The sequence below is a fragment of the Pseudomonas alkylphenolica genome, assembly GCF_000746525.1.
GTDB classification, from domain to species: Bacteria; Pseudomonadota; Gammaproteobacteria; order Pseudomonadales; family Pseudomonadaceae; genus Aquipseudomonas; species Aquipseudomonas alkylphenolica.
In genome coordinates this window covers 1825365-1842538 of record NZ_CP009048.1, presented here as the reverse complement: position 1 = coordinate 1842538, position 17174 = coordinate 1825365, and the positions used below count along the sequence as shown (strand labels likewise).

The following is a 17174-nucleotide window of genomic DNA, read 5'->3' as shown; positions in this document are numbered from 1 at the left end:
CCTCCTACCTATCGCCGCCCCGCTCTATATGGCCTGGATGATCTGGAAGGGGCCGAGGTCATGAGTGACGAACTGAAACCGTGCCCTCAATGCAGCAGCGACAACCTGGAGATCGACAGCAGCTCAAGCCTCAGCCTCAGCTGGGTGATCTGCAACGACTGCGACTTCACCCTCCAGAAGAAGGTGCCCGAGGAGAACATCTGGCGGCACTGGAACAAGCTTAAGCCCGCGCCGAAGCCCTAACCCCTCCCCCTACAACAACTCAAGCCTGCCGGTAGGCGGGCATGGAGAGCTATTGCCATGACGAAAGAAGAGCTGGCCAGCCTGCCGGAGAAGGTCAAGGTCGCCATCGAGGCAGGCAAGGTTGCGGCAGCGGCCTGCAACAACGATGGCGGCAGCGCCAACCTCGATCGCGTCGTAATCCCGGTACCGGGCCTGCGCGCAAGCCAGTTGCCCACCCTGCCCGGTTATGTGCAGAAGAAAAGCCGCTATCACCAGCAAGGTATTCACCTTGACACCCCGTGGCCAGGTATCGGCAACCGGCGCAGTGCCGGCGTTCGCGCCATGCACGAATCCCTCAAGACCCAGGGCGTCGACTGCTACGTCTATTACCAGGTCGATTAACCCCTCCCCACCCCTGCCGCCATACGCGGCGTGGAGAACCATATGAACACCCATTTCCTGCTCATGGCCCAATACGGTGGCCAGGCAATCATCCCGCTCGATCGCGTGTGCCTCGACTACTTCAGCCACCTCACCCCAGAGAAGATGAAAGGCAAGGTAGCCAGGGGCGAGATAAACCTACCGCTCATCTGCATGGAGGCGAGCCAGAAGTCAGCGCGCGGGGTACACCTGAATGACCTGGCCGCCTACCTGGACGCACAGCATGCCAAGGCTAAGACCGAGCACGACAAGCTCATGGGTCGCGGTCTTCGACGCGTCTCTTGATCCTCCTCTGGGCCTCGATTACGGGGCCCGATATCACCTTCTCGATCCACTCCCACCCTTTATATGGATCGCCATTCCCCCGCAGGTGCGTATAGCGCCTCATCGAGTTCCAATCCCGGTGACCGGAAACAGAGGCCACCTTCGGGATATCCCACCCCATTTCGAATAGCCGGCTGACGCCATCGTGGCGGAGGTCGTGAAAGTGCAGGTCATCAATTTCGAGGAAGTTACACGCCCTAGTGAATGCTGCCGACACTGATCGTGAGTTGTACGGGAAGGCCTCAGCTGCGACTTTCGGCATGGACTGCATGATGTTCCAGGCCTCGTCGGGCATGTGGCACCACACGTCGTTGCCGTGCTTCTGGCCCGGGTTTTTCATGTCGGTGATCAAAGCCGACTGCTCTTTGTCATTGAGCGCATCCCAGCGTATCCGCGTGATTTCTTCCTGGCGGCGCGTGGAGAACAGCGCGAAGACCACCACCCGGACCATATCTATCTCTTGCTTTCGACGGTCGCGCATCTCGGCGAAGTACTTCAGGATTCGATCCAGCTCGTCGAGCGTTGGTCGACGGTTGCGCTCGCGGCTCTTGCTAACCGCTCCCATCTTGCGCAGCACCTTCCGTGCGTCAGGCATCGCGTTCGGGTCGACGTCATAGCCCCAGGCTGGTCGGGCCACAGATAGCACGGCGCCGAGGTGAGCCAGGTCATTGCCCACGGTCTGCGCCTGAATACCGTCTTTCTCCATCCGGCCCAGGGCGTATTCCACCAGCTTCTGGCTGGTCAGGTCCGTGTCAACGATGTCACCAAGCCACGTTTCCTTGATGGCATTCAGAGTCGCGCGCTTAGTCTTACCCAGCGGTCTGAGCTTCTCGTACTGGTCAAGGTACCGCTCAATCATCTCCCTGACCGTCACGCCGTCTCGATTGGCCTTCTCAATCGCGCCCGGCTCATGCAACTCAGCCTCGCGCTTTCTGATCCATGCCTGAGCGGTGGTCTTGCGATCGAAGGTCTGACTTTCCTGATAGACTGTCTCACCCTTCTTCATAATTCGGATCTGCGCGGTATACGCGGCAGAGCCGTCCTTGCGCTTTCTGAGTGTGATGGATCCCATGAATTTTGCTACACGGCTGATTTGAGTTGCTACATTGTAGCAACGAGGTAAAGCAAATAAGCAAAAATGGTGGGAAAAGGTAGTAAACAAGAGAATTGAAATGCACCCGAAACACACAGAAAACCTAGTAAACCCAATGAATCCGGTAGTTAGGAGGTTTTCTGTTGCGCCGATGATGGATTGGACTGATCGCCATTGCCGCTTCTTCCTACGCCTCCTTTCCAGCAACGCCCTGCTCTACACCGAAATGGTCACTACCGGCGCCCTCCTGCATGGCGACGCCGAGCGCTTCCTGCGTCATGACGAAGCCGAGCATCCGCTTGCCTTGCAACTGGGCGGCAGCGTGCCGGCGGATCTCGCCGCTTGCGCAAAGCTGGCCCAGGGCGCCGGCTACGATGAGGTCAATCTCAACGTTGGCTGCCCGAGCGACCGGGTGCAGAACAACATGATCGGCGCCTGCCTGATGGGCCATCCGGCACTGGTCGGTGATTGTGTCAAAGCGATGCAGGATGCGGTGCAGATCCCGGTGACGGTCAAACACCGTATCGGCATCAATGGCCGCGACAGCTACGCCGAGCTGTGCGATTTTGTCGGCCAGGTGCGTGATGCCGGCTGCCGCAGTTTTACCGTGCATGCACGCATTGCGATCCTTGAAGGTTTGTCGCCGAAGGAGAACCGCGAGATTCCACCCCTGCGTTACGACGTAGCAGCGCAATTGAAGGCGGATTTCCCGGAGCTGGAGATCATCCTCAACGGTGGCATCAAGACCCTGGCCGAGTGCCAGGAACACCTGCAGACGTTCGACGGCGTGATGCTCGGACGCGAGGCGTACCACAACCCCTATGTGCTGGCCGAGGTCGACCAGCAATTGTTCGGCAGCCAGGCGCCGGTGATCAGCCGCAGTGAAGCACTGGCCAAGCTGCGCCCTTATATCGCCGCACACCTGGCTGACGGCGGCGCCATGCATCACGTCACCCGCCACATCCTCGGCCTCGGCCAGGGCTTCCCGGGGGCGCGCAAGTTCCGTCAGTTGCTCTCGGTGGACATTCACAAGAGCAAGGATCCGCTGGCCCTGCTCGATCAGGCCGGCGAACTGCTTCAGGGTCGCTAGCTCGGAACCTGTGCGCACCTGGACACTCGAAGGTTTATCCCTTCGCCCTGCTTGTCAGTCAGCCCTTGAGCGGCTGGCAACGCTCGGGTAATGTCGATCCATCGCACAGGACAGAGCACGCCCATGACCTCCAAGCTGGAACAACTCAAGCAGTTCACCACTGTGGTTGCCGACACCGGTGATATCGATGCCATCAGCCGCCTGAAACCGGTCGATGCCACCACCAACCCTTCCCTGCTGCTCAAAGCTGCGGCCATGCCCGGTTATGCCGAGTTGCTCAAGCAATCGCTCGAACATAGCAAAGGCGATGTCGGCCTTGCCTGTGACGCCTTTGCCGTAGCGGTGGGTGCCGGCATTCTCAAGGTGATTCCGGGGCGTATCTCCACCGAGGTCGATGCGCGTTTGTCCTTCGACCAACCCGCGCTGCTGGCCAAGGCCCGGCAGTTGATCGCGCTCTATGAGCAAGCTGGTATCGGTCGCGATCGCGTGCTGATCAAACTTGCCTCGACCTGGGAAGGCATCCGCGCTGCCGAAGTGCTGGAAAAGGAAGGCATCCAGACCAACCTGACCCTGCTGTTCTCCTTTGCCCAGGCCCAGGCCTGTGCCGACGCGGGGGTATTCCTGATTTCGCCGTTCGTAGGCCGTATCTACGACTGGTACAAAAAATCCACCGGCAAGGAATACGTCGGCGCCGAAGACCCGGGCGTGCAATCGGTCACGCGGATTTACAACTACTACAAGGCCAACGGTTACAACACCGTGGTCATGGGCGCGAGCTTCCGTAATATCGGCCAGATCGAACAACTGGCGGGCTGCGACCGCCTGACCATCAGCCCCGAGCTGCTACTGCAGTTGAGTGATGACCAGGGCGAGCTGCCACGTATCCTCAAGCCGGGCAACGCGGGCGAAGCCCGTCAGCAACTGAACGAAGCACAGTTCCGCTGGGCCTCGAACGAAGATGCCATGGCCACCGAGAAACTGGCCGAGGGGATTCGCCAGTTCGCTCGGGATCAGGAAAAACTTGAGGCGTTGCTCGCGGCAAAGGCTTGATACAAAACCGCATTTGCTACTGAGGCGGGGAATGCTGAGTATCCTTGCTTTTTTGCGGCCTTGAGGCCTCATCACGGGTCAAGCCCGCTCCCACAGTAGGAGCGGGCTTGACCCGCGATGCTTTCTATTGCGCTTCCAGAGATGTTGATGCCTGAACCTTCCGCATTGCCCGCAGTATTGGCCGGCCCTGTGCTGCGCCGCCTGGAACCTACGCGAATGGTGTTCTGGCTGGTCGGCTCGCAAGTGTTGCACCCGACCCTGTCACTGCACTGCCCGGGCATCACGCCCGACCTCGATTGCCAGGTCATCGCCATCGGCCGCCAGGCTTTCGTGCACCTGATCGACATCCGCCTCGACAGCCCCCTGCCCTGCGATGTGCAAATCGACTATGACCTGATCCTGCAAACCGTTTACGGTGCTCAGGGCATCGCCCAATGGGCGCCACACCTGCTCTACGACGGCGCCCGGCAACCCAGTTTTGTCCTGCATTCACGCCTTGAGCAACTGCTTCACGGCTCTTGCCGTAAGCCTCATCATCCGGCCGCCGACGGCCTGCTCTGCGCCGATCGCCTGCTGATGGAATGCAGCGACCCCAAGGCGCGCCCCGCCCTGTTGATGATGAGCGGCGATCAGGTCTACGCCGACGATGTCGCCGGGCCGATGCTGCGCGCGATACATGCGCTGATCGAACGCCTGGGATTGTTTGACGAGGCGCTGGAGGGTGCGGTGGTCGATAACGGCACGGCGCTCTACCAGCACCCGGCCAGTTATTACCATCGCGCAGATCTGCTACCGGCACTGGAAAACAATGAAACCCTGCGTGAGCGCTTCTTCGGCGGCGCGCGCAAGCCGATCTTCACCAGCAGCAATGCCGATAATCACCTGGTGACCTTTGCCGAGGTCATGGCCATGTACCTGTTGGTCTGGTCGCCGGTACCCTGGTCGCTGATCGACCCGCAAATGCCATCCGCACTTACCGCTCAGCGCCAGGACCGCTACCGTCAGGAACAACAGCTGATCCACGCGTTTGTTAGCGGTCTGGGCGGCGTCGCCCGGGTGCTGGCCCATGTGCCTAGCCTGATGATCTTCGACGATCACGACATCACCGACGACTGGAACCTGTCTGCACAGTGGGAAGAAACCGCCTACGGCCATCCCTTTTCCAGGCGCATCATTGGCAATGCCTTGCTTGCCTACCTGCTGTGCCAGGGCTGGGGCAATGATCCCGACAGCTGTCGCGCGCTGGTGCACAAATGCCAGGCACTGAGCCATAGCGCCCTGACCGACCAGCGCCTGGATGCCGCGTTACAGGATGAGCTGATCGATGAAGTGCTGCGCTTTCAGGGCTGGCAGTTTGTACTGCCAAGCAACCCGCCGCTGCTGGTCCTCGACACCCGGACACGTCGCTGGCGCAGCGAAAGCAACTTTAACAAGCCGTCCGGCCTGCTCGACTGGGAAGCCCTGAGCGAGCTGCAACAGGCCCTGCTAGATCACCCCTCAGCCATCATCGTGTCGCCTGCCCCGATCTTCGGCGTCAAATTGATTGAGACCGTGCAACGGGTGTTCAGCTGGCTGGGCTACCCCCTGTTGGTCGATGCTGAAAACTGGATGGCCCATCGTGGTGCGGCGCAGGTAATCCTGAACATCTTCCGACACTCGCGAACACCAGGGCATTACGTGGTTCTCTCCGGCGATGTGCACTATTCGTTTGTCTACGAGGTACTGATCCGACATCGCCAGCGTAGTCCGCACCTGTGGCAGATCACCAGCAGTGGCATCAAGAACGAATTCCCGAGGCGTCTGCTGGACACCTTCGACCGCCTTAACCGTTGGCTGTATTCGCCCCGCTCACCGCTCAACTGGTTTACCAAGCGCCGCCAGATGGAGGTAATCCCCCGCACACCGAGCCACAGCAAGGCCGGTGAGCGACTGTGGAACAGCGCAGGCCTGGGCCAGGTGTTTTTCAATGAACAGGGACAACCCCAGCGGATTTTCCAGCTCAACGCCAACGGCGCGGCGCCGACCGAGTTTCCACCCAGGACAACAGATTAGTCAGTAAGCGCAGGCGCCGCGAGGCGCCTGAGAGCCGGATCAAGTGCGCTCGAGGGCGTTGACCAGGTCGTGGAAGGCTTCGCGATTGGAATCGTTCAGGCCCATGAGGATCTTGTGCGCCTCCAGTACCTTCGAGCGCACCACGTCTTCGTTCTGGTCTTGGGAAGGTAGATCAGTCAGGCACTCGGGGCATGGAATCGGCCGGTCAACGATGTTGAACACCTGGTCGAAGCCCATCGATTGCAACAACCGCGAGATGTCCGGGTTGGTGGTCACCACTGTCGGCAACAGCCCGACCTTCTGGCGTGACAGGATCGAGAGCTTGGCCAGCAAGCCCAAGGTGGTACTGTCGATGCTTTCGGTTTCAGTCAGATCAATGACGATCGCCGAGAAATTCAGCGCCGTGAAGATCTTTTCAATAGTCGCATCCAGCGCCGAACACAAGGTCAGGCGCACTTCGCCGACAAACTTCAGAACGAAGGTGCCGCTCTGTTCGGCGAACTGGATTCTTCCCGTACTCATTGAAGGTTCCTGCTCAACACCAATAGGGCGATATCATCCGGCATCTCCCCAAGCGTAGCCAATCCGAATCGTTGGCGCAGCCCATCCAGGCTGCCACCCGCGGCCTTGACGATTTCAGGCAAGGCCGCCTCTTTATCTTTGAGTGTACTCCCAGGCAAAAGGTCCAGAATGCCATCAGAGAGCAAGGTCAGGCTGAACTGTGGTGGCAACTCCAGAACATGATCCTGGTAGGTCGCCTCTTCAAACAGTCCGACCGGCAACCCGCGGCCCTCCAGATAACGGCTCTGGCCCGGGGTATACAGCACCGGCAACGGCAAGTGGCCACCAATGCTGTAGGTCATCAGCCCGGTGTCTTCGTCAATCACCCCGCCGACCATGGTCACATGCTTGCCCAGCTTGCAGTTGATCAGGCCGCGGTTGATGTGGCCGAGCACTTCCGAGGGCTTGAAATCGCGCAGCCTGGAATTGCGTTTGAATTCAAACAGCAGCCGGGTGGTCATGAACTTCAGCAACACCGTGACGAACGCCGATGAAGCGCCATGACCGGAAACGTCCGCCAGGTAGAAGGCGATGCGTCGCTCGTCGACCCGGAAATAGTCGGCAAAGTCGCCCGACAGGTACAGCGACGGAATGATCTGGTGCTCGAACGACAGCTCGTCGGCCACCCAGGGACTTTCCGGCAGCATGTTCATCTGCACCTGACGCCCGGCTGTCTGATCCTCCTGCAACAGGTGCAGGCTAGCCTCCAGCTCGCGGTTGGCGGTTTCGAGCTTTTCCCGGTAACGCTGGTTCTCCAGCACCAGGCGAGCACGATCCAGCGCACGGCGCACCGAATGTTCCAGCACCGCAAGGTCTTCCAGAGGCTTGATCAGGTAGTCAGCAGCACCCAGGCGCAACGCCTCTACTGCATCGTTCATGACCCCGGCACCGGAGACCACAATCACCGGCAATTCGGGCGCGCGCTCGGTCACCTGGCGAATCAGCTCCAGGCCGCCCATTTGCGGCATGCGCAGATCGCAGATCACTAGATCAGGCTGTTCCTGTTCGAAGACCTGCAGGCCCTGCTGGCCATTACTCGCTTGCAGGACACTGAAACCACTGTCTTCAAGGTAGGCGGCAAGACTGGCACGTACGACGTCGTCGTCATCAATTATCAGCAGCGTGGCACTGGTTTTCTGCATGTGGGCAAACGGCGCCAGAATTAGGTTGGCGTAGGCGGCTCGACAAGGCATGAGCACACGTACTGGATTCGCTTCTAGCCACTCTTATATGAGTTGTAGGACAAGACAGGCTGTCCGGCAACTTGCAGAGGTGCCCTGTAAGGCGCAGACGGTACTCCCATCCGCTGGGGGTTTCAAGGGTACGCCGATGCTCGCGGCTGCTCTTTGCCGGGCAAATCACCAAGAGTTATAAAAACCCCTTTCACTGCAACCTAATGGAAGCATTGCATTGTCAGCATGCGCTGAATCGCCGGCATGAAAAAGGCGGCCCGAGGGCCGCCTGTTTCGTTGCTGTACGGATTAGAAGTCGTCTTTGACTTCGCCATCCTTGACCTTGAACTCGCGGTTCTGCAGATAAGCATTGCGAATGAACACGTATTTGTCGCCACGGATCAGCTTTTCCGCCGACAGCAGGCTGGCGCGGGTGTCGACGACATCCACGGCAATCGCACTGTTGCGGGTCGGCACGTGATCGATGTAGCGGTAGGGTTCGGTGTAAGTGTCCGGGTATTTGCCGATAGCGTCACGCACGGTGCTTGGGCCGAGCAATGGCAGCATCACGTAAGGACCACTGCCTACACCCCAGTAACCCAAAGTCTGACCGAAGTCCTCATCATTACGCTGCAGGCCCATCTTGGTGCCGACATCGAAGAAACCGCCCAGACCGAAGGTGGTGTTGACGATCAGGCGTGCGGTGTCGACCCCGGCGGCATGCGGCTTGAGCTGCAGGATGTTGTTGGCCAGGTTGGTCACGTCGCCCAGGTTGAGGAACATATTGTGGATGCCATCCTCCAGGAACTGCGGGGTGACCGCCTGGTATCCCTTGGCCAGCGGCTTGAGCGCGTAGGTATCGACGGTGTCGTTGAAGGTAAAGATCGGCCGGTTGATGCTCTCCCACGGATCTTCCTCGGTTGCCGCCTGGGCTGCGCCCATTGGCGCCAGCAGCAGGCTGGCACAGACACAGGCCCGGGTCATCCGATTGATCACGTCTGTACCGATCCTACGCATAGAGTTACTCCTCGACGGCCACTGCATAAGACACTCGTGTCCTACGCTAAAAAGGAAACAAGTATAAAGGGTCTTCCACTGATGAACAGCCTGACATAAACAAGGTCATGATTTTGTGAACAACGGTGCGCTGATGGCGTAACCAAGGTGTAATACGGCGCGCGTAATGTGCAAGCTATTTCAGGGATGTTTCCATGCCAGACGCCCCCGTCTTCACCGCTCTGCTGTTTGGCCTGCGCGGCTGCCTCGTCGACGCGGGCATCACCCCGAAACCGCAACCCACCCCCGGCGCCCTGCGGACACTCGACTGGTTGAATCAGCACCAGGTGCCCTGTGCCTGGGTTGACGAGTTGAGCAGTGCCGACGCCGAACACTTTGGCAGGCCATTGCCAGCCTGGATCAAGGCGCAATATCAGGCGCCGGCGCCATGGCCGGCGCCGGACGCCTGCTGGCAGGCCTTAATGACGCTCAAGACCCACACCCTTGAAGGTTGCGTGCTGGTCAGCGGTGAGCCACGCCTGCTGCAGTCGGGGCTCAATGCCGGCCTGTGGACTATCGGCCTTGCCAGCAGCGGCTCGCTCTGCGCGATCGATAGTCAGCAGTGGCAGGCGCTCAGCCCGCAGGAACAGGAACGTAAACGCGGCAAGGCGACGCTGCAATTGTTTGCCCTGGGCGTACATTCGGTGATCGACCATCTCGAAGCGCTGAGCGACTGCCTGGCCGACATCACCCAGCGCCGCCTCAAGGGAGAAAAACCCTGACACAGGGCCGTTGATCCCGGTCATGCAAAGCGTTGCGCAGTGGATTACTCTAGTAGACAAGGTATGGACCTTTCACCCGCTACCGGGGTCCATGACTGTGCCTATTCATAGAGGGAGATCACCCATGCCTGCCCGCGAACTGCAACAGCAACTCAACGAGCTGCGCGAGCAACTGGAGCAAAACCCACCGCTTTCAGAAGAAGAGCGCGAACACCTGCATGAGCTGATGCGGCAAATCGAGGCCAAGCTTGAACTGGAAGCCACCGTCCCGGACAACGACCTGGTCGATAGCGTCAACCTGGCCGTCGAAACCTTTGAAGCCAACCACCCCAGCCTGACCGGTATCTTGCGCCGCCTGGCCGTAAGCTTGCACAGTATGGGTATCTGAATAGCCATCGCGGGGCAAGCCCGCTCCCACCGGCTCTGTGGGAGCGGGCTTGCCCCGCGATCATTGCAATTACTGCCGAACCAGGCGCAGGTTCGGCAATGTCACGGTTTCGGTGCTGCGGTACGGGTTGATATCCAGCCCGCCGCGACGCACATAACGGGCATAGACCGTCAGGAACTCAGGGTTGAGCAAACGCTTGAGGTCCAGGTAAATGCGCTCCACGCACTGCTCATGGAAATCGGCATGCTGGCGGAAGCTGATCAGGTAGGTCAGCAGGCTCGCGTGATCCAGCGCGGCTCCACGGTAGTGCACAGTAACGCTACCCCAATCCGGTTGACCAGTGACCGGGCAGTTGGATTTGAGCAAGTGGCTGTGCAAGGTTTCTTCGACGACGCGGGTGGCGTCACAGCTCAGCAACTCCGGTTGCGGTTGCTCGTAGTTGCTGATGCTGACGTCCAGGTCGTCAATGCACACGCCCGGCAAGGCAACCACGCCCTGCCCTTCGACTTCGGCCAGACTACGAATCTGCACGACCACCGGTTTGCCGGCCGCGGCCGAGAGATCTTTTGCCAGGCACGCCTGCAACGCTGCCGGCGTTTCGAACACGGTCTGATTCAGGGAGTTCAGGTACAGCTTGAACGACTTCGACTCGATGATGTTCGGCGAATCGGCGGGAATCGCGAACTCGCCGATCGCCACCACCGGCTTACCCGACGGCAGCAGCCAGGACAGCTCGAAGCAGTTCCAGAAATCCACACCTTGCCACGGCAGCGTTTCGGCACTGACGCCCAGCTCAGCCCATTTGGCTGCGCGAGGAATCGGGAACAGCAGCGATGGCGTGTAAGTGGCGATGTATTCGCTGGACTTGCCCAGCGGGGAATGTTCGGCGGCGGGATGCATGACTCAAACCTGAAGGACGAAATGTGCCTAGTTTATCGGTTTGTGCCATGCAAAGGGGAATCGGCTGTTATTGGCCGATGATCAGCTCCCCAACCATACCCGCCTGATAGTGGCCCGGCACATTGCAGGCGAACTCGATGGGGGTGGTCTGAGTGAAGGTCCAGGTCAGCTCGGCACGCTTGCCGGGGGCAACCATCACCGTATTGGGGTCGTCATGTTTCATCATTGCACCGTGCTGCATGCTGCCGTGGCCCATGGCCGCGTGGTCCATCTGCCCCTGCATGGCGATCATTTCCTTCTGATGCTTGGCATGCATGGCCGCGTCGCCGAGGCTGAACTCATGCGCCACCGCGCCCTTGTTGATCAGCACGAAGCGTACGGTTTCCCCGGCCTTGACCTGCAAGCTGCGTGGCGCGTAGTACATGTCGCCCATGACGATCTCCACGGTACGATCAGCCTTGGCAGCCGCTGCAGGCGCGCCAAAGGCAAATGAATTCGCAGGAGAAGCCAGTGCAGGCAGACTGAACAGCGCCAGGGCGCCAGCGAAAAAAAGGTGTTTCATATCAGGCCCACTCCAGGGTTGCGACGAATCAGGCTTCACTGTAGAAAACCGGCGCTGGCAGCTACCTGACAAAAACATTACAACTTTGTCAGCTTGGCCACCTGGCCCCTCCGGCGCGGTATAACCAGCCGGCAACCCATATCCATGAGCCCCCCCTGATGAAACTGTTGATCGTCGAAGACCAGACCAAGACCGGCCAGTACTTGAGCCAGGGCCTCAGTGAAGCAGGCTTTGCCACGGAGCTGGCCGCCGACGGCAATACCGGCCAGCACCTGGCCCTGACCGGCGACTACGACCTGCTGATCCTCGATGTGATGCTGCCCGGCCGCGATGGCTGGCAGATTCTCCAGGCCGTACGCGCAGCTGGCAGTGAGGTGCCGGTGCTGTTCCTCACCGCCCGCGATGCCGTGGAAGACCGCGTGCATGGCCTGGAGCTGGGCGCCGATGATTACCTGGTCAAGCCGTTTGCCTTCTCCGAGTTGCTGGCACGGGTGCGCAGCCTGCTGCGCCGCGGCAGCAGCCCGACCCAGGAAACCAGCCTGGGCCTTGCCGACCTGCGCCTGGACCTGATCCGTCGCCGGGTCGAGCGCAACGGCCAGCGCATCGACCTGACCGCCAAGGAGTTTGCCCTGCTCGAACTGCTGCTGCGCCGTCAAGGCGAGGTGCTGCCCAAGTCGCTGATTGCCTCTCAGGTCTGGGACATGAATTTCGACAGCGACACCAACGTCATCGAAGTGGCGATCCGCCGCCTGCGCCTGAAAATCGATGACAACCACGAGCGCAAGCTGATCCATACCGTGCGCGGCATGGGTTACGTGCTTGAAGAGCGGCTTGCCTGATGCGCCGATTGTCCCTGGGTGGCCGTCTGGCGCTGTTGTTTGCTGCTTGCACGGCCGCGGTATCGTTGACTGCCGGCCTGCTATTCAGCCGCGCCAGCGAACGCCATTTCATCGAGCTCGACCAGCAACTGCTGGAGAGTCGGCTGTCGGTGTTGCGCCAGATGCTTGAAGGCGTCCACGACCCGGCCAGCCTGGCTACGCGCCTGCCGGCCCTGCAAACCGAATTGAGCCATCAGACTGACCTCGCGGTACGCGTACGGGGCAGCGATGGCCAGGTATGGTTCGACAGCCAGACCAACCTGCCCGAATCGCCTCAGGTGCCCGGGATCAGCACCGTGCACAGCACCAGTAGCGACTACCGCAGCCTGTGCGTCAATCTGCAGCATGGCGACCCACAGTCGGCGCAACTGACACTGTTTCTCGACATCACCCACCACCAGCACTTCCTGCAGCGCATGCAGCAACTGATCTGGCTGACCGTCGGCCTCTCCGCCCTGGCCACCGCCCTGCTCGGCGCCTGGGCTGCGCGCAGCGGCCTGCGGCCATTGCGGCGCATGGGCGAGGTTGCCTCACAGGTATCGGCGCGCTCGCTGACCACGCGCCTGCCTGAAAACCAGATGCCGGTTGAACTGGCCGAACTGGCACAGACCGTCAACGCCATGCTGGAACGTCTGGATGATGCCTTTCAGCGTTTGTCGGCGTTCTCTGCCGATATCGCCCACGAATTGCGCACGCCATTGTCGAACCTGCTGACGCACACCCAGGTCACCCTCACCCGCCCACGCGACCTGGACGAATACCGCGAGGCCTTGCACAGCAACCTAGAAGAACTGCAGTGGATGGCACAACTGGTCAACGACATGCTCTATCTGGCCAAGGCCGACCACGGCCTGTTGATGCCCAGCCGCCAGCGGCTTGCCCTGTCTGATGAGGCCGATGCCTTGCTGGAGTACTACGCCCCGCTGGCCGAAGAAACCGGTATTACTTTGCACCGCGAAGGCCAGGCCAGCCTGGAAGGTGACCGACACATGCTGCGCCGGGCGCTGTCCAACCTGCTGGATAACGCCTTGCGCTTTACCCCGGCACAGGGCGAGATTCGCTTGAGTATCGAGGTGGGGAATGACCAGGTGAGCCTGCAGGTGGCAAATACTGGCGAGCCCATAGACCCGGCATTGCTACCGCGTCTGTTCGACCGTTTTTACCGGGCCGATCCGGCGCGGCGCGAAGGCAGTAGCGAGCATGCGGGGCTGGGCCTGGCGATTACCCGTTCGATTGTCCAGGCCCATGGCGGGAGTATTCGTGCCGAGTCGGCGGCGGGCTGGACGCGGTTTGTGATTGACTTGCCAGCGGTTTAAAACTGATCGCGGGGCAAGCCCGCTCCCACCGTGGGAGCGGGCTTGCCCCGCGATAGCTATCACTCGTAACGCAACGCGTACGCCGGCTCAACCTGCGAAGCCCGATAAGCCGGGTACAAGGTCGCCAGAAAACTCATCACCAGGCCAGCACTGCAGATCAGCGCCACATCGCCCCATTGCAGTTCCGACGGCAGACTGCTGATGAAGTACACATCAGAGGTAAAGATGTGTTGCCCGCTGACCCGCTCCAGCCAGCCGACGATCTGGCTGACATTGAGTGCGGCAACCACCCCGAGCACGCCACCGATCAAGGTGCCGACAATCCCGATCAATGTGCCCTGAACCATGAAAGTGCCCATGATCTGCGCCGGGGTTGCGCCAATGGTGCGCAGGATGGCGATGTCCGCGCCCTTGTCATTGACCACCATGATCAGCGTGGCAATGATGTTGAACGCCGCCACGGCGATGATCATCAGCAGCAACAGGCCGATCATGGTCTTTTCCATCTTCATGGCACTGAACAGGCTGCCCTGAGTATGCGACCAGTCATCGGCACGGTACTGCTCGCCCAGGCTTGCGGCGATGGCCTTGGACACCTGCGGCGCGGCGTACAGGTCCTTGAGCTTGAGCCGCACGCCCTGCACCTGACCCGGCTGCCAGCGCTGCATTTGTGCTGCATCGGCCATATGGATGTAGGCCATGGAGCCATCCAGCTCGGCCCCCACCTTGAACACCCCGACCACATTCAGACGCTGCATCCGCGGCGTGATGCCACCTGGAGCACTGCTCACTTCCGGCACGATCAGGGTCAGCTTGTCACCGACATTCAAACGAAAACGCCGGGCGCTGATCTCGCCGATCACTACCCCGTATTCGCCCGGTTCCAGCGCCTGCAGGCTGCCCTGGACAATGTGCTGGGCAACGATCGAGACCTTGCCCTCCTCGGCCGGATCGATACCGCTGACCTGGATCGGCTGCATCGCCCCCTTGTAGGAGAGCATGCCCTCCATCTCGGTCAACGGCGCGACAGCAAGCACTTGCGGGTTTTTCAGCGCGGCATCGGCCGCCGGGCGCCAGTCAGCCAATGGCTGCACACCGAGAATGCTGGCATGCGGCACCATGCCGAGGATCCGCGCACTCATTTCGCGCTGAAAACCGTTCATCACCGACAACACCACGATCATCGCCAGCACACCCAGGGACAGGCCGATCATCGAGGTCATGGAAATGAACGAGATAAAATGGTTGCGGCGCTTGGCGCGGGTGTAGCGCGCGCCGATGAAAATAGACAAGGGTCTGAACATGAACGGAAGCACCCAGGTAAAGAAAAGAAACACGGTGCCCGCCTAAGTGTGCGGGCACGCTGCACGGCCAGGTCAGATCGGTACCAGGTGACCGTCGTCCAGGCGCAGCACACGGTCCATCTGCCGCGCCAGGTTGAGGTCGTGGGTGACCACCAGGAAGGCTGTCTGCGACGAGCTGCTCAGCTCCTGCATCAGGTCCTGGATACCTTGGGCGGTGTGGTGGTCGAGGTTGCCGGTCGGCTCATCGAGCATCACCAGCCCCGGACGGTTGACCAGGGCGCGGGCAATCGCTACCCGCTGGCGCTCACCACCGGACAGCTCGGCCGGTTTGTGACTCAGGCGGTGGCCCAGACCGACGCGCTTGAGCAACGCTTCGGCGCGCTCGCGCGCTTCGGGGATGGCGGTGCGGCCAATCAGCAACGGCATGCACACGTTCTCCAGCGCGGTGAACTCCGGAAGCAGGTGATGGAACTGGTAGACGAAGCCCAGCGCGCGGTTGCGCAGCAGGCCACGCGCACGCTCACCGAGGGCCGACAGCTCTTCACCGGCCAGCCAGACGCTGCCCTCGGTCGGGGTGTCGAGACCGCCCAGCAGGTTGAGCAAGGTACTCTTGCCTGAACCCGAACTGCCGACAATGGCCACCCGCTCACCGGGGTGCAGCTCCAGTTGCAGACCGGACAACACCTGAACCTTCTCCGGGCCTTCCTCGTAGGACTTGCCCAGGTTGCGGCAACTCAGCACTGCTTTATTACTCATGCCCAACTCACTCATAACGTAGCGCCTCCGCAGGCTGGGTGCGTGCCGCACGCCAGGCCGGATACAGGGTGGCGAGGAAACTCAGGACCAATGCCGCACCGCAGACCATCCACACATCTTCGGCCATGACCTGGGACGGCAGGTAGTCGATGAAGTAGACGTCGGCATTGAGGAACTTGTGTCCGATCAGGCGCTCGAGCCCGGCGATTGCCGCGCTGACATTCAGCGCCGCAGCGATGCCGACCACCCCGCCGATCAAGGTACCGACCACGCCGATTACGGTACCCTGGACCATGAAGATGGCCATGATCTGCCCCGGGGTCGAACCCAGGGTACGCAAGATGGCGATATCGCCCTTCTTGTCGTTGACCACCATCACCAGGGTGGAAATGATGTTGAACGCCGCCACCGCCACGATCAGCAGCAACAGCAGGCCGATCATCGCCTTCTCCATACGGATCGCCTGGTACAGGTTGCCATGGGTGCGGGTCCAGTCGCGGGCATAGAACTCGCGATCACCCAGGTTCTGGGCGATATCCCAGGCGGTGCGCGGTGCCTGGAACAGGTCATCGAACTTCAGGCGCAGGCCCTGGACCTGGTCGGCTTTCCAGCGGTGCAGACGCGACAGGTCCGACAGGTTGGTAAGCCCCAGGTAGCCGTCGATTTCACCGGCGCCGACATGGAAGATGCCGACCACGGTAAAGCGCTTCATGCGCGGGAACATGCCGGCGGGGGTCACGGTGACCTCCGGGGCGACGAAAGTCAGCTTGTCGCCGATACCGACACCCAGCTTGGCCGCCGCCTTGTCACCGATCATGATGCCGAACTCACCCGGCGCCAGGGCGTCGAGCTTACCTTCACGAATGAAGTTGTCGATGATCGAGACTTGCCGCTCCTGGGCCGGATCGATGCCGTTGAGCAGCACCTTCTGCACCTTGCCGTCATGGGTCAGCAGGCCCTGCATCTGGGTAAAGGGGGCCACCGCCACAACCTGCGGGTTCTGCTTTACTTGCTTGGCAAGGGTGGGCCAGTCGCTGATCGGCTGTCCGCTTTCCAGGGTGGCATGGGGCACCATGCCCAATACCCGGGTGCGCATCTCGTGATCGAAACCGTTCATGACCGACAACACCACGATCATCACCACCACGCCCAGGGCGAGGCCGATCATCGAGGTCAGGGAAATGAACGAGACGAAGTGGTTGCGACGCTTGGCACGGGTGTAACGCGTGCCGATGAATACGAAGAGAGGTCTGAACATGTCGGGGCTTGTTCGGATGAAAGAGGAAC

General features: G+C 60.6%; 19 protein-coding genes. 10 read left to right on the top strand and 9 right to left on the bottom strand.

The annotated features are described in order from the left end of the window. Positions 1-60 precede the first annotated feature (60 nt). The 3 genes from PSAKL28_RS08565 to PSAKL28_RS08555 are packed head-to-tail and all read left to right on the top strand — an operon-like array spanning position 61 to position 948. On the top strand, positions 61-243 hold the full coding sequence (locus PSAKL28_RS08565) for a Lar family restriction alleviation protein (RefSeq protein WP_038608943.1): 183 nt from the start codon (positions 61-63) through the stop codon (positions 241-243). 57 nt (positions 244-300) lie between these two features. Next, positions 301-624 (top strand): hypothetical protein, encoded by a 324-nt coding sequence (locus tag PSAKL28_RS08560; RefSeq protein ID WP_038608941.1) that lies wholly within the window; start codon positions 301-303, stop codon positions 622-624. Between the two features lie 42 nt (positions 625-666). Continuing rightward, positions 667-948 (top strand): pyocin activator PrtN family protein, encoded by a 282-nt coding sequence (locus PSAKL28_RS08555; protein WP_038608939.1) that lies wholly within the window; start codon positions 667-669, stop codon positions 946-948. On the opposite strand, the gene PSAKL28_RS08550 is transcribed toward PSAKL28_RS08555, so the two are convergent. Continuing rightward, positions 917-2059 carry a tyrosine-type recombinase/integrase gene (locus tag PSAKL28_RS08550; RefSeq protein WP_038608937.1) on the bottom strand — a complete coding sequence of 381 codons (1143 nt, stop codon included), beginning with the start codon at positions 2057-2059 and terminating at the stop codon, positions 917-919. The two genes, PSAKL28_RS08555 and PSAKL28_RS08550, sit on opposite strands and share 32 nt — an antisense overlap. A gap of 136 nt (positions 2060-2195) precedes the next feature. Here PSAKL28_RS08550 and dusA point away from each other — a divergent pair, with 136 nt between their 5' ends. The 3 genes from dusA to PSAKL28_RS08535 all read left to right on the top strand — a co-directional run bounded on the left by dusA (position 2196) and on the right by PSAKL28_RS08535 (position 6272). After that, complete coding sequence (gene dusA / locus PSAKL28_RS08545; RefSeq protein WP_174446939.1) at positions 2196-3170, top strand: tRNA dihydrouridine(20/20a) synthase DusA; 975 nt, start codon at positions 2196-2198, stop codon at positions 3168-3170. 123 nt (positions 3171-3293) lie between these two features. After that, positions 3294-4220, top strand: a complete 927-nt coding sequence (tal, locus tag PSAKL28_RS08540; protein WP_038608934.1) for a transaldolase — start codon at positions 3294-3296, stop codon at positions 4218-4220. Between the two features lie 147 nt (positions 4221-4367). Beyond that, a complete protein-coding gene (locus PSAKL28_RS08535) occupies positions 4368-6272 on the top strand; it encodes an alkaline phosphatase D family protein (RefSeq protein ID WP_038616347.1) in 1905 nt (634 codons plus the stop codon). Between the two features lie 39 nt (positions 6273-6311). Here PSAKL28_RS08535 and rssC read toward each other — a convergent pair whose 3' ends face one another. The 3 genes from rssC to PSAKL28_RS08520 form a co-directional block, all read right to left on the bottom strand. After that, positions 6312-6794: an anti-sigma factor antagonist RssC gene (gene rssC, locus PSAKL28_RS08530; RefSeq protein WP_013971741.1), complete on the bottom strand. Its 483-nt coding sequence runs from the start codon at positions 6792-6794 to the stop codon at positions 6312-6314. After that, positions 6791-7975, bottom strand: coding sequence for a two-component system response regulator RssB (gene rssB / locus PSAKL28_RS08525; protein ID WP_038608932.1), 1185 nt, complete (start codon positions 7973-7975; stop codon positions 6791-6793). The genes rssC and rssB overlap by 4 nt, the downstream gene beginning before the upstream one ends. 339 nt (positions 7976-8314) lie before the next feature. Beyond that, complete coding sequence (locus PSAKL28_RS08520) at positions 8315-9022, bottom strand: MlaA family lipoprotein (RefSeq protein ID WP_038608930.1); 708 nt, start codon at positions 9020-9022, stop codon at positions 8315-8317. A gap of 194 nt (positions 9023-9216) precedes the next feature. On the opposite strand from PSAKL28_RS08520, the gene pcrP reads away from it, so the two are divergent. Both pcrP and PSAKL28_RS08510 read left to right on the top strand, forming a co-directional pair. After that, positions 9217-9783 carry an HAD superfamily inactivated hydrolase PcrP gene (pcrP, locus tag PSAKL28_RS08515; RefSeq protein WP_038608928.1) on the top strand — a complete coding sequence of 189 codons (567 nt, stop codon included), beginning with the start codon at positions 9217-9219 and terminating at the stop codon, positions 9781-9783. Between the two features lie 124 nt (positions 9784-9907). Next, complete coding sequence (locus tag PSAKL28_RS08510) at positions 9908-10171, top strand: DUF4404 family protein (protein WP_038608926.1); 264 nt, start codon at positions 9908-9910, stop codon at positions 10169-10171. Between the two features lie 69 nt (positions 10172-10240). Here the strand turns inward: PSAKL28_RS08510 and queF are convergent, their stop codons facing one another. Together queF and PSAKL28_RS08500 are read right to left on the bottom strand one after the other, a co-directional pair. Then, the gene (queF, locus tag PSAKL28_RS08505; protein ID WP_038608924.1) at positions 10241-11071 is read right to left on the bottom strand and encodes an NADPH-dependent 7-cyano-7-deazaguanine reductase QueF; all 831 of its coding nucleotides are present in this window, start codon (positions 11069-11071) and stop codon (positions 10241-10243) included. A 67-nt stretch (positions 11072-11138) separates the two neighbouring features. Further along, entirely contained in the window at positions 11139-11633 is a 495-nt protein-coding gene (locus PSAKL28_RS08500; RefSeq protein ID WP_038608922.1) for a cupredoxin domain-containing protein, read from the bottom strand. A gap of 158 nt (positions 11634-11791) precedes the next feature. Here PSAKL28_RS08500 and PSAKL28_RS08495 point away from each other — a divergent pair, with 158 nt between their 5' ends. Together PSAKL28_RS08495 and PSAKL28_RS08490 are read left to right on the top strand one after the other, a co-directional pair. Further along, the gene (locus tag PSAKL28_RS08495; RefSeq protein WP_038608920.1) at positions 11792-12472 is read left to right on the top strand and encodes a heavy metal response regulator transcription factor; all 681 of its coding nucleotides are present in this window, start codon (positions 11792-11794) and stop codon (positions 12470-12472) included. Next, positions 12469-13827, top strand: a complete 1359-nt coding sequence (locus PSAKL28_RS08490; RefSeq protein ID WP_038608918.1) for a heavy metal sensor histidine kinase — start codon at positions 12469-12471, stop codon at positions 13825-13827. The genes PSAKL28_RS08495 and PSAKL28_RS08490 overlap by 4 nt, the downstream gene beginning before the upstream one ends. A 59-nt stretch (positions 13828-13886) precedes the next feature. Here the strand turns inward: PSAKL28_RS08490 and PSAKL28_RS08485 are convergent, their stop codons facing one another. The 3 genes from PSAKL28_RS08485 to PSAKL28_RS08475 all read right to left on the bottom strand — a co-directional run bounded on the left by PSAKL28_RS08485 (position 13887) and on the right by PSAKL28_RS08475 (position 17145). After that, positions 13887-15131, bottom strand: coding sequence for a lipoprotein-releasing ABC transporter permease subunit (locus PSAKL28_RS08485; protein WP_038616345.1), 1245 nt, complete (start codon positions 15129-15131; stop codon positions 13887-13889). Positions 15132-15203: 72 nt separating this feature from the next. Further along, on the bottom strand, positions 15204-15887 hold the full coding sequence (gene lolD, locus PSAKL28_RS08480; RefSeq protein WP_174446938.1) for a lipoprotein-releasing ABC transporter ATP-binding protein LolD: 684 nt from the start codon (positions 15885-15887) through the stop codon (positions 15204-15206). Positions 15888-15894: 7 nt separating this feature from the next. Next, entirely contained in the window at positions 15895-17145 is a 1251-nt protein-coding gene (locus PSAKL28_RS08475; RefSeq protein ID WP_038608914.1) for a lipoprotein-releasing ABC transporter permease subunit, read from the bottom strand. Between the last annotated feature and the right edge of the window lie 29 nt (positions 17146-17174).

Coding starts and splice junctions, on each gene's coding strand:
- PSAKL28_RS08565 (WP_038608943.1), top strand. CDS start 61: ATGAGTGACGAACTGAAACCGTGCCCTCAATGCAGCAGCGACAACCTG.
- PSAKL28_RS08560 (WP_038608941.1), top strand. CDS start 301: ATGACGAAAGAAGAGCTGGCCAGCCTGCCGGAGAAGGTCAAGGTCGCC.
- PSAKL28_RS08555 (WP_038608939.1), top strand. CDS start 667: ATGAACACCCATTTCCTGCTCATGGCCCAATACGGTGGCCAGGCAATC.
- PSAKL28_RS08550 (WP_038608937.1), bottom strand. CDS start 2,059: ATGGGATCCATCACACTCAGAAAGCGCAAGGACGGCTCTGCCGCGTAT.
- dusA (WP_174446939.1), top strand. CDS start 2,196: ATGAATCCGGTAGTTAGGAGGTTTTCTGTTGCGCCGATGATGGATTGG.
- tal (WP_038608934.1), top strand. CDS start 3,294: ATGACCTCCAAGCTGGAACAACTCAAGCAGTTCACCACTGTGGTTGCC.
- PSAKL28_RS08535 (WP_038616347.1), top strand. CDS start 4,368: ATGCCTGAACCTTCCGCATTGCCCGCAGTATTGGCCGGCCCTGTGCTG.
- rssC (WP_013971741.1), bottom strand. CDS start 6,794: ATGAGTACGGGAAGAATCCAGTTCGCCGAACAGAGCGGCACCTTCGTT.
- rssB (WP_038608932.1), bottom strand. CDS start 7,975: ATGCAGAAAACCAGTGCCACGCTGCTGATAATTGATGACGACGACGTC.
- PSAKL28_RS08520 (WP_038608930.1), bottom strand. CDS start 9,022: ATGCGTAGGATCGGTACAGACGTGATCAATCGGATGACCCGGGCCTGT.
- pcrP (WP_038608928.1), top strand. CDS start 9,217: ATGCCAGACGCCCCCGTCTTCACCGCTCTGCTGTTTGGCCTGCGCGGC.
- PSAKL28_RS08510 (WP_038608926.1), top strand. CDS start 9,908: ATGCCTGCCCGCGAACTGCAACAGCAACTCAACGAGCTGCGCGAGCAA.
- queF (WP_038608924.1), bottom strand. CDS start 11,071: ATGCATCCCGCCGCCGAACATTCCCCGCTGGGCAAGTCCAGCGAATAC.
- PSAKL28_RS08500 (WP_038608922.1), bottom strand. CDS start 11,633: ATGAAACACCTTTTTTTCGCTGGCGCCCTGGCGCTGTTCAGTCTGCCT.
- PSAKL28_RS08495 (WP_038608920.1), top strand. CDS start 11,792: ATGAAACTGTTGATCGTCGAAGACCAGACCAAGACCGGCCAGTACTTG.
- PSAKL28_RS08485 (WP_038616345.1), bottom strand. CDS start 15,131: ATGTTCAGACCCTTGTCTATTTTCATCGGCGCGCGCTACACCCGCGCC.
- lolD (WP_174446938.1), bottom strand. CDS start 15,887: ATGAGTAATAAAGCAGTGCTGAGTTGCCGCAACCTGGGCAAGTCCTAC.
- PSAKL28_RS08475 (WP_038608914.1), bottom strand. CDS start 17,145: ATGTTCAGACCTCTCTTCGTATTCATCGGCACGCGTTACACCCGTGCC.